Genomic DNA, 14,804 nt, shown 5'->3' on the forward strand with positions numbered 1-14,804 from the left:
GCCTAGTGAATGACATGAACCCGACCGTCGCCCGCTGCGAAAGGATTATTGAAGCTGCTGCCCTCTCCCTGCAGGACCGCCTCCGGATGGTTCTTTGCCATCAGTGCTTTCATCTGATCAACATTCGCTTTCGGCGCATCCACCATGATCAGGTACTTCCCGGCTTCAATGTCCTTGTGGAATCGCCGGATCCGGTAGTTTTCGGTTCCGATCCCGCCAAAACCACCGAGCCAGCCACCCGCCAGCACCATAAACACGCCCATGGCAACAAAAGCGGACGCCGGCCAGTCCAGGCCGCCCCACAGCGCCAGTGGCAACACGAAGCACAGGGCGAACAACCCACCGATAATCAGCCCGCGCTCCACGAACCTGGCCAGATCGGTCCGGTCCAGAACGCTGGCAGAGTGAAGGCGGTGAGTATAGAGACCCGCTTCATCCTTGCTGACGATGTGGAAACGCCAGTTGGTGACGCCTTCCTGATGCAGGTCATCGGAAATGCTTTCGACGCTGTCGATGGAATCAACCAGGTAGAAAAGCCGTTTCATAACTCTCTCCTTCGCTCAGTCAGAGCGGGTCGCCACAGCTTTCTTATCCGAGTATAACCCACACCGGAGCGGCCACCGGCGAGGGACTGAAAACGATTCGCGCTAACGAAAAGCGGGATATATTCATTTCCTATAAAAAAATTTTTGCCCGGTGCACAAAACCTTGCGGGGGTTTGCCTTAGCTCACCCGAATTGTTCGCGCCTTTCGCATTGACGTTAACGTAAAAAGTCACTAATTTATTTTCCGTCCGGCCCCAAAAGGGCAATTCCTCTCTAGGAAAGCGGACACCTGAAATCAAAAGGCCGGCCACAAGCCGGACGACAAAAACAAGACAGCCACTCATGCCGAGATCCGGCCAGGTGGAGAGGATTTCATTATGTCAGACACAACACGCCCCCCGGCGGGAGTGCGCCTCGCGTATTCGTGCCCGCCCAATACCATCGACGTCTTCCGTTTCCAGAGGCCAGCCCGGCCCCGATTTTCGCTCCGCCATGGTCAGCCAACGCAGGCCCCAGCCCCGTTTGCGGCTGACTGCACCTGCTGATTTCTGGAAACGGTGATAGCCAATCAGGAAGGACGCACCGCGCGCCCTGAGTACCAACCAATCGCGACTACCGCGGTCTAACAACAAAACATCGGCTACCGCAGGCCCCACAAGGGTAGCGACAGCCAAGGAAGAAAGGTGAAACGCCATGAACGTATTCAGCCATCCCGAGTTCGATAACCACGAGCACCTGTCCTTTTTCTGCGATCCGGAAACCGGACTGAAAGCCATTGTTGCGATTCACAACACCTCGCGCGGCCCTGCCCTGGGCGGTTGCCGGATGTTCCCCTACACCACCGACGAGCAGGCACTGCGCGACGTACTGCGCCTGTCCAAAGGCATGACCTACAAATCAGCACTTGCCAACCTGGACCTGGGTGGCGGCAAGTCCGTCATTATTGGTGATCCTCGCAAAGAGAAGAGCGAAGCCCTGCTCGAAGCCATGGGCAAGCATCTGGAGGGTCTGGGCGGCCAATACATTGCCGCCGAGGATTCCGGAACCAGCGTACCGGACCTGAAAGTTATGGGGCGACACACACAGCATGTCGCCGGCATTGCAGAGCGCATTGGCTTTGACGGCCAGCCCAGCAACGGCGATCCATCTCCGGCCACGGCCTATGGCACTTTTATCGGCCTGAAAGCCGCCGTCCGCCACAAGCTGGGCCGGGATGACCTCAGCGGCCTGAAGGTCGCCATCCAGGGCATCGGCAATGTCGGCTTCCGCCTGGCCAGGCACCTGAAAGAAGCCGGTGCCCAACTCTGGGTGTACGACATCTTTGCCGAGAACATGCAACGCGCCGTGGATGAACTGGGTGCCAAGCCCGCCTCCGCTGAGGACATTCTGTACCTGCCGGTGGACGTGGTGGCGCCCTGCGCCATGGGTGCGGTGCTGAACGACGACAGTATTCCGCAGCTGAAGGCCAAGGTGGTAGCCGGAGCAGCCAACAACCTGCTCGAACGCGCGGACCACGATCAGGCCCTGAAAGACCGGGGCATTCTTTATGCCCCGGACTTCGCCATCAATGCCGGTGGCATCATTGACGTGTTCTACGAGCGCACCGGGGCAACGCCCGAAACGGTTCGCGCCCATGTGGACGCCATCGGCGACACCCTGACGGAAATCTTTACCCGCTCTGATCGCAGTGGCCGTCCGACGGGCGCCATCGCCAATGAGCTGGCGGAAGAACGTTTCCGCAAACACGAGGCCCGGGGCAATGCAAACCCCGAGCGTCTGGCCCGGGTCGGGTAACAGCCGGGCCCAGTGTCTTTGAGGCCGTGCCTGGCGCGGCCTCTCCCCCCCCAACAAAAACAAGTATCAAGCAGGAGACAGTTATGTCTGTATCACAATCAGGTAGTGCCACCTATTCGGAGGCACTGGAAGGTTCCAACGCCAAGCGCGGGCTCTGGTCCTCGCGCCTTGCCTTCGTTCTCGCGGCGACTGGCTCCGCCGTGGGTCTCGGCAACATCTGGAAGTTCCCGTACATTACTGGTGAAAACGGCGGTGGCGCTTTTGTCCTGGTCTATCTTCTCTGCATCGCCGCGGTCGGCCTGCCGATCATGATGGCGGAAGTGCTTATTGGTCGCCGGGGCGGCCGCAGCCCGGTCAACAGCCTGCGACTGATCGCAGAACGAGACCGGCTGAAGCCGGCCTGGCGCATGGTGGGCGCTGTTGGCGTGCTCGCCGGTTTCCTGATTCTGTCCTTCTATTCCGTGATCGGTGGCTGGGCGGTGTCCTATGTTGGCACAGCGGCCAGTGGTCAGTTGGTGGGCCAGTCCGCAGAGGCAGTTGGCGCCATTTTCTCCGGCCTGCTGAGCGATCCAATGACGCTGCTGACCTGGCACACCGTTTTCATGGCGTTGGTCATGGTGGTGGTTGCCAAGGGTGTTCGCTCAGGCCTTGAGCGGGCCGTGAGCATCCTTATGCCCGGTTTGTTTGTCCTGTTGATGATTGTGGTGGGTTACGCCATGACGACCGGCGAGTTCGGTCGTGCGGCCAGCTTCCTGTTCCAGCCGGACTTCTCCAAGCTCACCACCTCCGGCATCCTGGTGGCACTCGGCCACGCCTTCTTCACCCTGAGCCTGGGTATGGCGGTGATGATGGCCTACGGTTCTTACCTGCCAAAGAACATTTCCATTGCCAAGACGTCCATTGCCGTCTCGGTGATCGACACGGGCGTTGCCCTGCTGGCCGGTCTGGCCATCTTCCCGATCGTCTTTGCCAACGGCCTGGAGCCGGGCGCAGGACCTGGCCTGATTTTCCAGACCCTGCCACTGGCATTCGGTCAGATGCCTATGGGCAGTCTGTTTGGCACCCTGTTCTTCGTACTGTTGATTTTTGCCGCCTGGACGTCCGGTATTTCCCTGCTGGAGCCGATCGTGGAGTGGCTCGAAGAACAGAAAGGCATGAACCGCACCATCAGTACCCTCGGCGCCGGCTTCGTATGCTGGGCGCTGGGCATTGCCTCAATCCTGTCCCTGAACCTGTGGTCCGATTTCGCACCGCTGGGCAGCATCGCGATGTTCGAAGGCAAGACCATCTTCGACCTGCTCGACTTCTTCACCGCCAACGTCCTGTTGCCGCTGGGCGGACTGCTGGTGGCTGTCTTCGCCGGCTGGGTCATGTCCCGGGAGGCCATCGAGAACGAGCTGTCGCTGTCCGAGCCGATGTTCAAGCTGTGGTACATCACCATCCGCTACTTCACCCCCATTGCCGTGGCGGCGGTGTTCATCTACAACCTCGTTTAACACTCTCCCGGGGGCCGCTGAGGCGGCCCCCGGATCTTCTTATCCGGTCCCTCGCCAGAGATGACCGGTTTATGGCCCGTAATAACCGGCGATTATCCCCACCTTTACCGTAACCTCACTGCGTCGAACAATCATGCAATGAGGTAGTCCATGTCAGCAGTCACCGCGTCTTTTCCCGTACGTCGTCAGGACTTCAGCTTCGATGAAGTGCCCCGGCACTGGGTCGACAGCGACCCGTCCATGCGCACCCTGTGGGCGTGGCACTGCATCGAAGAAAATGAACACAAGGCGGTGGCTTTCGATACCTACCAGCAGCTCAATGACAAAACCGTGGTGGATTACGCCATCCGGATGGGGTGATGGCCCTGATCACGACGCTGATCATGGTTGCCATTCACAGCTTCATTGTAGAGTTGATGCGGGAGGACAAACAGCTTCTGAACCTGCGTTCCTGGGCGCAAGGCCTGAACCGCGTATGGGGCCCAAATGGCATGTTCACCGCCATCATTCCGGGGTATCTGGAATACTTCAGGCCCGAATTCCATCCCTGGGACCACCACACGGAGTTCTTGCTGAATCGCTGGCGAAAACTGCTCGGATTCAACAAATCCCGGTAACCCTAAAGTTGGTCGAGGGAGGCCTTAAGGGTCTCCCCGATCCGCGCATTCAGTTTCAGATCCGCCAGCGGCTCGGCCCGGGTCCGCCCCAGGTTCAGCGTGGCAATCGGTTTGTCCCACTCTTTCGCATACCGGCAGAAACGAAATCCCGAGTACACCATCAGCGAAGAGCCGACCACCAGCAAACCGTCGCTGGCCTTGAGCACATCCAGCGCGGAGTAGACCCGTTCCCTGGGCACGTAATCCCCGAAGAAGACCACATCCGGTTTCAGAATGCCGGCACACTTGGGGCAATCCGCTGGCCGGAAGTCACTGAAGTCCACCTCCAGATCCGCATCACCGTCTGGCGCCGTGTCAGCGCGGTAATGGCCAAAGCCCGGATTCAGCTCGGCACAGCGATGATGCACCTCATCCCGGGGACAACGGTAGCCGCAACTCATGCAGAGGACTTCGTCGGCGCGGCCATGCAAATCCGTCACGGCTCGGGTACCTGCTTTCTGGTGCAACCGGTCCACATTCTGGGTGACCACCAGACTGCTGTGGTTGAGCAGCTCCAGGTCGGAGATATGGTGGTGTGAGGGGTTCGGGGTGGCATTGCGCATCACCGGCCAGCCAATCAGGCTTCGTCCCCAGTAACGCTGCCGGGTTTCGTAGCTGTCCATGAAGGCCTGGTGCTGAACCGGCTGTTTGCGCTTCCAGGCACCCTCGCCATCCCGATAATCCGGAATACCCGAGTCTGTGCTCACACCCGCCCCCGTGAGGATCAGCAGCCGCGGGTGCTTCCGGATAAAATCCGCCAGCAGGTGGCCGGCGTGCACCGGTTCGTGCCGAACCGGTGCTTCATCAGACGCCGGCAAGCGGTAACTGGAGCTGAAGGGGCGGGTTCGGTGGCGCATTACAGGCATACAAACTCCGGATAGTTCAGCCCGGTTTTCGGGCTACATACACGGTGTTGAACGACTCCCTGTTCTGGAACGGATTGAAGAAGGTTACAACATGGCAGGCGACATCGGTAAACACCTCACGCAACACCGTCATGAACTCGTCATCTTCGCCTTCATTTGACCACATGGCAAAGATTCCACGTGGCTTCAGCTGTCCGGCCATCCGACCGATGTTTTCGGCGGTGTAGAAGCTGGCGTTGGAATCGTGCAGCAGAGCCCTGGGTGAGTGGTCGATGTCGAGCAGGATGGCATCGAAGGTCTTGCCGGGCGATTCGGGGTCGAATCCCCCGATATCCGGCTCGCCAATGGCGAGGTCGAAGAAGCTACCGTGGACGTAGCGGCTGCGGGCGTCGGCGTTAATGTCCTTGCCCAGGGGTACCAGTTCCTGCTGGTGCCAGCGGATGACCGGCTCCAGGTATTCGACGATCAGCAGTTCCCCCACCCGCTCGTGTTTGAGCGCCGCCACCGCTGTGTAGCCGAGGCCCAGGCCGCCAACGACCACGCTGAGGTCATCGCCTTCGGTTTCGTTCAGGCCAAGGTCTGACAGGGCGACCTCAGCATCCACGAACATGCTCGACATCAGGAATTCTTCGCCGAGCTTGACCTCGAAGATATCCCGGTCGCCGATCGCCGGAATCCGTCGGCGACGGAGGGTAATCTCACCGATTTCGGAGGGTTGGCTGTCGATCTGTTCGAAAAGAAGTCCCAAGGGTTTGCCTCTTTGTCTGAGTTCTTGGCTGGCCTGTTTCGGCTCCGTGCTATCGCAGGCAGAGCCCCCTTTTTACTCCCCGGCAACCCTGGAGTCTTTCAGGCAATTGGCGAGAGTTTTCCGCATCTTGTCTGCCCCGAGCTGTTCCATCAGTTCAATGTTTCTATCCGGGATACCATTTACGTCAGGATAGCTGTCAATCGCGGCTTCCAGACTGGCTTCCCGTAACAGGTGAAGCATCGGGTACGGCGACCGGTTGGTGTAGTTCTCCGCCGAATCCGGCTCCGTGCCTTCGAACTGATAGTCCGGATGGAAACTCGCAATCTGGTAAATGCCTTCCATCTCCAGATACGCCAGCAAACCATCAGCGGCATCCAGAAACTCATTGTAGGCTGCGAAGTCCTGCAATACACCCGGATGGATCAGTACCGTGGTTTCGACCTCAGGCTCATCGTTGAGGCGCTGGAGTTCGGAATGAAGCGCCTGCAGCAGGGCATCTTCATCGGCAGCGTCAGAGACGGCGAACCGTACCCGATCCCGAACCAACTCCCGCTTCGCAAATGGGCAGAGGTTGTAACCAACGACTACGTCCTCGACCCATTTCCGTGTTGCGTTTATGACGTCTGTCTCTTCCATGCTGGTCTCTCTTTAAAATGTGAGGGCCGCGCAAAGTTTTGATCGGGCGGCCGGGAAGAGCTGCCCAAGCCCCATCGCAAATTGATCAAAGGTAACCCTGACTCCGAAGATAATCATCGTAGGAGCCACTGAAATCCGTCACCCCGTCCGCACTCAGTTCGATAATGCGCGTCGCCAGCGAAGAAACAAACTCCCGATCATGACTGACAAAGATCAGTGTGCCGGGGTAGTTCTCCAGCGCCAGGTTCAACGCCTCGATGGATTCCATGTCCAGGTGGTTGGTGGGCTCATCCATCAGCATGACGTTGGGCTTTTGCAGGATAAGCTTGCCAAAGAGCATACGTCCCTGCTCACCACCCGAAATCACCTTTACCGATTTTCCGATGTCGTCGCCGGAAAACAACATACGGCCGAGGGTGCCCCGCACCAGTTGCTCGCCGCCGGTGGTCCACTGGGCCATCCAGTCAGTCAGGGTGTCGTCGGCGGCGAAATCGGCGGTGTGGTCCTGAGCGAAGTAGCCGACCTCGGCACTGTCGGTCCACTTAACTTCGCCGCCGTCGAGCTCATAGGCGCCGGCCATGCACTGAAGCAGCGTGGTTTTGCCGATACCGTTGGGCCCAATGATGGCCACGCGCTCGCCGGCCTCGACCTGCAGGTTCAGTTTGTTGAACAGGGGCTGGCCATCGAAACCCTTGGTCAGATCCCTGAGCGTAACGGCCTGACGGTGCAGTTTCTTGCCCTGCTCGAAACGGATGAACGGACTCACCCGGCTGGACGGCTTGACCTCTTCCAGCTGGATCTTGTCGATCTGACGGGCCCGGGAGGTGGCCTGTTTGGCTTTTGAAGCGTTCGCAGAGAAGCGGCTGACGAACTGCTGCAGTTCGGCAATCTGAGCCTTCTTCTTGGCGTTGTCGGCCTGCATGCGCTCGCGGGCCTGGGTGGCCGCGGTCATGTACTCGTCGTAGTTGCCCGGGAACAGGCGCAGCTCGCCGTAGTCCAAATCCGCCATGTGGGTGCACACACTGTTCAGGAAGTGGCGGTCGTGAGAAATAATGATCATGGTGCTGTTGCGGGCAACCAGGATGTTTTCCAACCAACGGATGGTGTTGATATCCAGATGGTTGGTGGGCTCGTCGAGCAACAGCACGTCCGGATCGGAGAACAGGGCCTGAGCCAGCAATACCCTCAGCTTCCAGCCCGGCGCCAGCGCACTCATCGGTCCGTTATGGTCCTCCAGTGGGATTTCCAGCCCCAGCAACAGCTCCCCGGCACGGGCCTCGGCGGTGTAACCGTCCATCTCGGCGAACTGGACTTCCAAATCCGCCACGGCCATGCCGTCTGCCTCGCTCATCTCGGCCTGGGAATAGATCCGGTCCCGCTCCTTCTTCACCTGCCAGAGTTCTTCGTGGCCCATGATCACGGTATCCATCACCGTGCAGTCCTCGTAGGCGAACTGGTCCTGGCGCAGTTTACCCAGCCGGACGTTCGGCTCCAGCATGACCTGGCCGGCAGAGGGTTCGAGATCGCCACCGAGAATCTTCATCAGCGTGGATTTTCCGCAGCCGTTGGCGCCGATCAGGCCGTAGCGGTTGCCATTGCCGAACTTGGCGGAAACGTTTTCGAACAGGGGCCTGGCCCCGAACTGCATGGTGATATTGGCGGTGGAGATCAAGAAAGAAACCTATACACGTGAGGGCCGGCGGGGTACGGGCACCCTGGCACCGGCGAGAGAAAGCCGGCATTGTACAGGTTTGGAGTCCCGACCGTGAGACCGCAGAAACACGGATAAAAAGCGCTTGCCTCAGAACGTGGGTACGGGCAGCATTCCGGTTCTGTTGTTTTCATTCACCCCAAGAGGAGACCGAGCATGGCACAGGCAACAGCCCGCCACATTCTGGTAGACAGCGAAGCGAAGTGTGAAGAACTGAAGAAAGCCATTGAAGGTGGCCAGGATTTCGCGGAAGTCGCGAAGCAGCACTCATCCTGTCCGTCAGGCCGCAATGGCGGCGACCTGGGTGCGTTTGGCCCGGGCCAGATGGTCCCCGAGTTCGACAAGGCTGTGTTCAACAGCGAACTGAACACCGTGATTGGCCCGATCAAGACCCAGTTCGGCTACCACCTGCTGGAAGTTACCAGCCGCAGCTGATGGGTTTCGGCCCTTCCCCCAGGAACGCCCACAAAGGAAAGCGTCTGATGACGTTGGCCTCTGCGGGCGTTCTTGTCATGGCGCCACTGCTTTTTATTGGCAGTCCCGACTGGCTACCCGGCCCGCTGAGCACCTCGGTATGGAATCTGGGCCATATCGTATTCTTCGCCCTGCTGACCCTGACGCTCCGCCCGTGGCGGTGGCTCGAAGGCTGGCGACTCTGGCTGGCTGCGACCGCGATCATGGTCGTCGTCGGCACACTGATTGAAGCCGCGCAGTCTCAGCTGGATCGGGAGGCGGACTGGCACGACATCCTGCGCAATCTGATCGGCGTCTGGCTGATTCTGGCGTGGCACCCGCTGATCGCGGGCAGGGTCAGGCCCAATGCTTTGATGATCGGTCTGGCCGTGGCGAGTACCCTGTTCGTGATGGTCGAACTGGGGTCCACGGGCATGGTGGCGGCCCGGCAGTTCGAGGTGAGCCACCTGTTGCCGAAGCTGTATGACTTTGAACACGAGGACCCCTCAGCCTTCTGGCACGGCGACCTGGCCCCTTCGCCTCACCCAGTCCGGGATCATGGCCGAAGCCTCCGGATTGAGCTGGACACAGACCTGTACTCCGGCGCGTCCCTGGTGAACCTCCCGGCCGACTGGCGCGAGTATGACCGGTTGAACATCAGCCTGTTCAATCCAGACCCGAGCCCCCTGCCCATGACGCTCCGCATCAACGACCTGAAACACGAGCACGGCGATAACGCCCACAACGACCGCTACAACACCTCGTTCACGCTGACACCGGGCCTTAACACCTTCACTCTGGCTCTGGAGGACATCCGGAACGCGCCGAAGGACCGCACCATGGACATGAGCCGCATCCATCGGCTCACCCTGTTCGCCAGCCGCCTCCCAGCACTCAGAACCATCTACCTGCTGGACCTCAGACTGGATTGAGCGACCAGGGGTTGGCGGTAATCGGCTCCGCTCCCGTATTGGTCACCAGAACCGTCTCACTGCAGCCAATGCCCCACTGCCCCGGCACCCTCAGACAAATGGGCAGGTGAAACACCATGCCCGGCCTGAACTCGGTATTCCCACCCCGGGCAATGAAACCGGAACCTTCCACCCACGATGGCGGAAACTGGGCGCCAACGGTATAGCCGAACACGCCCGAAAAGAACACCATGCCCGCCAATGGCGCCAGGGCCTTTTCCGCCGACTGGGCCGCCGAATCAAAGGTAGTGCCGGGGCGCACTGCAGCCAGAAGGGCATCCACCACGCGGCGGCAGCCGTCGAACACCCGCCGCATGTCAGCCGAAGGACTACCCGCCACTACGGTTTGCATCATCGGCGCAGTGTAGCGATGCCAGGCGGAACCGAACTCCAGGAAGACCGGTTCGTCCGGCTCGATGCGGCAGCGTTTGTGGTTGGTGTGGATCACACTGCTGCGCACCCCGGTGGTCACAATCGGCTGCATACTCATGAACTCGCTGCCCGCCTCCAGCAGCGCCTTGGCGCCGACAGCGGCAACGTCATTGTCGGTCATGCCCGGGCGTACCGCAGCCACGGCCGCTCTCAGGCCTTCGGCGGTGATACTCGCGCTGTGGCGCAGGAAACCAATCTCCGCCTCGGACTTAACCAGTCGCACCTTCTTGACCAGTCCCCCGGCGTCAACGAAGCGAACCCCCGGCAACCTGGCTTTCAGGCCTTCAAGCACCCCCTGGCGGAGAGAACCGTGCCAGGCGTCGATCCCGACCGTATCAGCCGAGTCATTCAAGGCATCAATCAGCGGCCCCAGAACTTCACCGATGCCCTCCCAGCGATAACCCGACACCTCCCGGACACGGGTTGTCACCATAGCCGGGCCCATCTCGATGGACGGGACCTGGAGCAGCAGAGACGAGGCGGTGACCACCAGAGCAACATGCACGGACACCTCAAAGGTGCTGTAGCCGGTCAGGTAAAAAATGTCAGAGCAGTCGGTTAAAAGCAGCGCGTCTATGTCCTCGGCTTCCATCCGATTGCGGACGCGAGACAGTCTCTGATCGTACTCCCCAGGCGGGAAAGGACACTCGGAGCCTCGCGATTGAAGCGACAATGCTTTCTGATAGGCATTGAAATCCATGGGAGCAACTCCTTAGTTGCATATACTAATGAGATTGGACCCAAATTCGCCGTTGTACAACTTTCGACTAACTTAACGGAACGGCGGTCGGAACCGGAGGCACCCGAGATGCCCCAAAACCATGATGGAACAGGCGCGTTCGAAGTGAGCGTGGAGCTGGGCGCGCTGACCAGCATTGCCCATGATCCTCAGGTAGCTGTGCGGGTTGGTCCCGCAGTAGCCTCCCTGGTTAATGGCGTTGGCGGCGACCCGCTGCTTCAGCTCCGCCTGCTTCACCAGTCGCGCAGCCTGCTGTTCGATATGGGGGACAGCGGGCGCATGGCTCTGCGCTCCGCCCACCAGGTCAGCGATGTCTTTATCAGTCACGGTCATGCCGACCATATCGGCGGCTTCATGTGGTTCATGCGCAGCCGTATCGGCCATTTTCCGCCGTGTCGGCTCTTTGGCCCGCCGGGGTTGCTCGGGCACATTACCGGTATGCTGCAGGGGGTCCTTTGGGACCGGGTTGAGGACCGCGGCCCCAGGTTTGTGGTTCATGAGTGGCATGGTGACCACCTCAAACGCTGGAAACTGGATGCCGGACAGGGACCGCCAGCCCCCCTGGAGGATCTGGCGACCCCGGACAACGTGATCTACAGCGAGCCGGAATTCCGGGTACGGGCCGCCATGCTCGATCACGGGACACCAGTCATGGCTTTTTCCTGGGAGCCGTTCGGCAAACTCAATGTGCGGAAAAACGGCGTAGAGGGGATTGACGCCCGGCCCGGGCCCTGGCTGCATGACCTCAAGATGGCGGTATTGCGGAGCAGCCCGGACAAGCTGATCTCACCCGGCAACGGGTACACCTACCGGGCCGGGGACCTGGCCGAAAAGCTACTGATTCAGAACACGGGAGAGCCGGTGGTGTACGCCACCGACTTCGCGGACACTCCGGAAAACATCAAGCGAATGACCGACCTGGCGCGCGACGCCCATACGCTGTTCTGCGAATCGTCTTTCATGCTGGAGGATGCGGACCAGGCCAGACGCACCGGGCATTTGACCACGGAGGCCACCGCCCGCATCGCCAATGCCGCCGGGGTCCGGCAACTGATCGCCTTTCATTTTTCACACCGCTACGCACGCAGGCGTAATCAGGTGTATTCGGAGCTGCTCCGGTTCACTGACCGCTTGTTGGTTCCGGAACGAGAAACCGCGCCATCTGGTTGCCGATCGACTCGATCGGGTCGGTGATCGCTTTCTGAATGCTGTTGGTGACCACCCGGGAGAAGGCCGAGCCCGGGCCGCTTTCCAGGAAGTCCATGTACAGCCCCATTTCCTGGCTGCCGATCTTTTCGTAGGTATACAGATAGCTGTCGTAAACCTGTTGCCCCACTACGCCCCGAATGGTGCTGCGCTGGCCTTCAATCTGCTGCTTCAACTGGTCGTACTGCATGGAATCATTGCTGAACGCCGCCATGGCCGTTGCCAGGCCCAGTTGCACTGCGATGGTGGTATCCACCGCACTTTCGGTGGCTCGGGCTGCGCGATCGAAGCGGTCAAACATGCGGGCCCGATCAGTGCCCTGATATTTCTTGTTGAGCGCCGGCGCCCGGGCCTGGATTTCTTTCCAGGTGGTGGGATTCGAGGCTGCGATTTCTGCCGCCGAGATCTTCCGGGCTACCGGCGTTTCATACCAGTCGCGGACGGCTTCCAGCTGTTCGTCGGTGAGATTGGCGTCCAGGTCCTTCACGATCTGCTGTTCGATATCCGCCGCGCGAAAACTGCTGCTGACCACGTGTCCGAGGGTCTCGGCCACCATCGGTGGCACCTGGCCGCCACGCTTCAGGCCATCCCGGATACCCTGACTCATCATGGCCGGGTACTGGGCAACAATGTCATCTACCGGTGATGCCGCCAGGACCTGCTGGGGGCTGGGGGCTGCAAATGCGGGCCCAGCTGCGATCAGGCCGATAACTAAAAGAGGTTTAACTAGGGTGCCAAGCTTCATTTCTCTATCATCCCAATGTGTGGATGCCCCGTTTATGACACGTGTTCCGCTCATTCATCAAGCAATCCCTGGGCTCCGGAGATGACAGTTTGGTAGGGAAACTCGGAAAACCCTGGCGCCGGCGCAAACGGCGCCGACAGTCCCGACGTAATGTCTGGCGTTCCCGCGCCAAATGGTATGGGCTCCCGGTGCTCGGCCTTCTGATTGGAACCTGGGCAACCCTTCGGTTCAGCCTGCTGGCGCCCGACCCGCCGGCCAACCCGGAAAACCTCTGCGAAATCTTCCGGGAACATCCGGTGTGGTACGACTACGCCAGCGACTCACAGGCACGCTGGGGCACGCCCATCGCCACTCAGATGGCTTTCGTATACTACGAGTCGTCGTTTCGCAGCCACGCCCGGCCGCCCCGGACCCTGTTATGGGGATTGATTCCATGGACCCGGCCCACCTCAGCCTATGGCTACGCCCAGGCACTGGATCCGGCCTGGCAGGAATATCTGGAGGCCAATGGCGACGGCTGGTTCACGGTTCGCACCGACATGGAACACGCGCTGGACTTTGTCGGCTGGTATAACCGTTTGACCCACCAGCAACTGGGCATTTCCTTCTACAGCCCCCGCCGCCTCTACCTGGCCTATCATGAGGGCCGAGGCGGCTACAGCCGCAGGACGTTTGACAGCAAACCGGCCATCCAGTCGCTGGCCAATCGTGTGCAAAGCCGTGCCTTTCGCTACGACAACCAGCTCCAGACCTGCGAGCAGGAGTTCCAGTGCTGGCGCTGGTACCAGTTCTGGCCCTTCTGCGGATAACCCCTTTTAGGGTGCGGTGCTGATTTCGATCGCCGTTTCCAGCGCCTGCAGCCGGTCAACCAGATACTCCATGACGATCCGCACCCGTGCCATCTGCTGGGTGTCCTGGCTCACATGCAGCCACAGGTCGACACTCTCGCCCTCCAGCGGATCTGACAGCCGGCGAAGCTCCCGGGCGCTCTCGCCGAGGTAACAGGGCAACACCGCAAGCCCGGCTCCGGCACACGCCAACGCGTGCATGGACTGGAGGCTGTTGCATCGAATCAGTGACTGAGCATTCTTGAGGTGTTTCCGGTACCAGCGTCCGGTCGCCAGATGACTGAATGTTTCATCCGGCACAATCCAGACACACTGCTCCGGGTGATTCTCGATATCCATCTCCCGGTGCCGGCGGCAGTAACGCGCCGAACCGTAGACCGCGGAATCCACGGCTGCGATCCGCTCCCCATCCAGTGTTGCCTGGGGTTTGTTTTCGCAGCGCAGGGTGAGGTCGGCTTCCCGATGGCTCAGGTTGGCCACGTCGTTGTCTGTCAGCACTTCCAGCTCGATGTCCGGGAACTCGCGCACCAGCTCGGCCAGAATCGGGCTGAGCAGCGCGTTCATCGCGGCGTCTTCCGCCGCCAGGCGAACCTTGCCGACCGGGGAAGCATCCTGACCAACCAGCTTGCGCTCCAGATTCTCCATGGCCACTGCCAGCCTTTCGGCTTCCCGAAATGCGGTTTCACCAACCGGCGTAAGCTGCAAGCCGTCCCGGTTCCGTTCAAAGAATTGCACCCCCATCGACTCTTCCATCTGATCAAGTCGACGCAAAACAGTGGTTTGGTGCACACCCAGCATTTCACCGGCCCTGGCAAGCGTTCCGCCTATTGCCAGGGCACGTATATATCGAAGATAATCCCAATCCATAATAACTGCATATTTGCAACGTGAGTAAGGATTTTACCGTATTACTACTGCAAAAAAGAACCCTTACACTCTCTCGTAAATTAAAGGTAGA

General features: G+C 59.9%; 17 protein-coding genes. 8 read left to right on the forward strand and 9 right to left on the reverse strand.

What is annotated here, in order from left to right; all coding sequences use genetic code 11:
- Window positions 1–2: 2 nt before the first annotated feature.
- A complete protein-coding gene (locus tag K0B93_RS06770) occupies window positions 3–545 on the reverse strand; it encodes a hypothetical protein (RefSeq protein ID WP_219866482.1) in 543 nt (180 codons plus the stop codon).
- 380 nt (window positions 546–925) lie between these two features.
- Complete coding sequence (locus tag K0B93_RS06775; RefSeq protein WP_219866483.1) at window positions 926–1,240, reverse strand: hypothetical protein; 315 nt, start codon at window positions 1,238–1,240, stop codon at window positions 926–928.
- Between K0B93_RS06775 and K0B93_RS06780 the strand changes: the two genes are divergently transcribed.
- The 4 genes from K0B93_RS06780 (at window position 1,239) to K0B93_RS06790 (ending at window position 4,452) form a co-directional block, all read left to right on the forward strand.
- A complete protein-coding gene (locus K0B93_RS06780; protein WP_219866484.1) occupies window positions 1,239–2,339 on the forward strand; it encodes a Leu/Phe/Val dehydrogenase in 1,101 nt (366 codons plus the stop codon). The two genes, K0B93_RS06775 and K0B93_RS06780, sit on opposite strands and share 2 nt — an antisense overlap.
- An 83-nt stretch (window positions 2,340–2,422) precedes the next feature.
- Window positions 2,423–3,835 (forward strand): sodium-dependent transporter, encoded by a 1,413-nt coding sequence (locus K0B93_RS06785; protein WP_219866485.1) that lies wholly within the window; start codon window positions 2,423–2,425, stop codon window positions 3,833–3,835.
- A gap of 150 nt (window positions 3,836–3,985) precedes the next feature.
- Entirely contained in the window at window positions 3,986–4,195 is a 210-nt protein-coding gene (locus K0B93_RS19335; RefSeq protein WP_267460725.1) for a metal-dependent hydrolase, read from the forward strand.
- Window positions 4,195–4,452 (forward strand): metal-dependent hydrolase, encoded by a 258-nt coding sequence (locus K0B93_RS06790; RefSeq protein WP_267460726.1) that lies wholly within the window; start codon window positions 4,195–4,197, stop codon window positions 4,450–4,452. The genes K0B93_RS19335 and K0B93_RS06790 overlap by 1 nt, the downstream gene beginning before the upstream one ends.
- Window positions 4,453–4,454: 2 nt before the next feature.
- On the opposite strand, the gene K0B93_RS06795 is transcribed toward K0B93_RS06790, so the two are convergent.
- The 4 genes from K0B93_RS06795 to K0B93_RS06810 all read right to left on the reverse strand — a co-directional run bounded on the left by K0B93_RS06795 (window position 4,455) and on the right by K0B93_RS06810 (window position 8,413).
- Window positions 4,455–5,357 carry an NAD-dependent protein deacetylase gene (locus K0B93_RS06795; protein ID WP_219866486.1) on the reverse strand — a complete coding sequence of 301 codons (903 nt, stop codon included), beginning with the start codon at window positions 5,355–5,357 and terminating at the stop codon, window positions 4,455–4,457.
- 16 nt (window positions 5,358–5,373) lie between these two features.
- Window positions 5,374–6,105 (reverse strand): spermidine synthase, encoded by a 732-nt coding sequence (locus K0B93_RS06800; protein WP_219866487.1) that lies wholly within the window; start codon window positions 6,103–6,105, stop codon window positions 5,374–5,376.
- 72 nt (window positions 6,106–6,177) lie between these two features.
- Window positions 6,178–6,741, reverse strand: a complete 564-nt coding sequence (locus K0B93_RS06805) for a DUF1415 domain-containing protein (protein WP_219866488.1) — start codon at window positions 6,739–6,741, stop codon at window positions 6,178–6,180.
- Between the two features lie 85 nt (window positions 6,742–6,826).
- The gene (locus K0B93_RS06810; protein ID WP_219866489.1) at window positions 6,827–8,413 is read right to left on the reverse strand and encodes an ABC-F family ATPase; all 1,587 of its coding nucleotides are present in this window, start codon (window positions 8,411–8,413) and stop codon (window positions 6,827–6,829) included.
- A gap of 195 nt (window positions 8,414–8,608) precedes the next feature.
- Here K0B93_RS06810 and K0B93_RS06815 point away from each other — a divergent pair, with 195 nt between their 5' ends.
- Window positions 8,609–8,887 (forward strand): peptidylprolyl isomerase, encoded by a 279-nt coding sequence (locus tag K0B93_RS06815; RefSeq protein WP_091987063.1) that lies wholly within the window; start codon window positions 8,609–8,611, stop codon window positions 8,885–8,887.
- A 47-nt stretch (window positions 8,888–8,934) separates the two neighbouring features.
- The gene (locus K0B93_RS06820; RefSeq protein ID WP_228743322.1) at window positions 8,935–9,837 is read left to right on the forward strand and encodes a succinyl-CoA synthetase subunit beta; all 903 of its coding nucleotides are present in this window, start codon (window positions 8,935–8,937) and stop codon (window positions 9,835–9,837) included.
- Here K0B93_RS06820 and K0B93_RS06825 read toward each other — a convergent pair.
- Window positions 9,824–11,008 (reverse strand): M24 family metallopeptidase, encoded by a 1,185-nt coding sequence (locus tag K0B93_RS06825; RefSeq protein WP_219866490.1) that lies wholly within the window; start codon window positions 11,006–11,008, stop codon window positions 9,824–9,826. The genes K0B93_RS06820 and K0B93_RS06825 overlap by 14 nt on opposite strands.
- Window positions 11,009–11,116: 108 nt before the next feature.
- On the opposite strand from K0B93_RS06825, the gene K0B93_RS06830 reads away from it, so the two are divergent.
- Complete coding sequence (locus tag K0B93_RS06830) at window positions 11,117–12,241, forward strand: MBL fold metallo-hydrolase (RefSeq protein ID WP_219866491.1); 1,125 nt, start codon at window positions 11,117–11,119, stop codon at window positions 12,239–12,241.
- Here the strand turns inward: K0B93_RS06830 and K0B93_RS06835 are convergent.
- Window positions 12,168–12,998 (reverse strand): DUF2059 domain-containing protein, encoded by an 831-nt coding sequence (locus tag K0B93_RS06835; RefSeq protein WP_219866492.1) that lies wholly within the window; start codon window positions 12,996–12,998, stop codon window positions 12,168–12,170. The genes K0B93_RS06830 and K0B93_RS06835 overlap by 74 nt on opposite strands.
- A 188-nt stretch (window positions 12,999–13,186) precedes the next feature.
- On the opposite strand from K0B93_RS06835, the gene K0B93_RS06840 reads away from it, so the two are divergent.
- Complete coding sequence (locus K0B93_RS06840) at window positions 13,187–13,807, forward strand: lysozyme-like domain containing protein (protein ID WP_219868052.1); 621 nt, start codon at window positions 13,187–13,189, stop codon at window positions 13,805–13,807.
- Window positions 13,808–13,813: 6 nt separating this feature from the next.
- On the opposite strand, the gene K0B93_RS06845 is transcribed toward K0B93_RS06840, so the two are convergent.
- The gene (locus K0B93_RS06845) at window positions 13,814–14,713 is read right to left on the reverse strand and encodes a LysR family transcriptional regulator (RefSeq protein ID WP_219866493.1); all 900 of its coding nucleotides are present in this window, start codon (window positions 14,711–14,713) and stop codon (window positions 13,814–13,816) included.
- Between the last annotated feature and the right edge of the window lie 91 nt (window positions 14,714–14,804).

The sequence above is a fragment of the Marinobacter sp. F4218 genome, assembly GCF_019443085.1.
GTDB classification, from domain to species: Bacteria; Pseudomonadota; Gammaproteobacteria; order Pseudomonadales; family Oleiphilaceae; genus Marinobacter; species Marinobacter albus.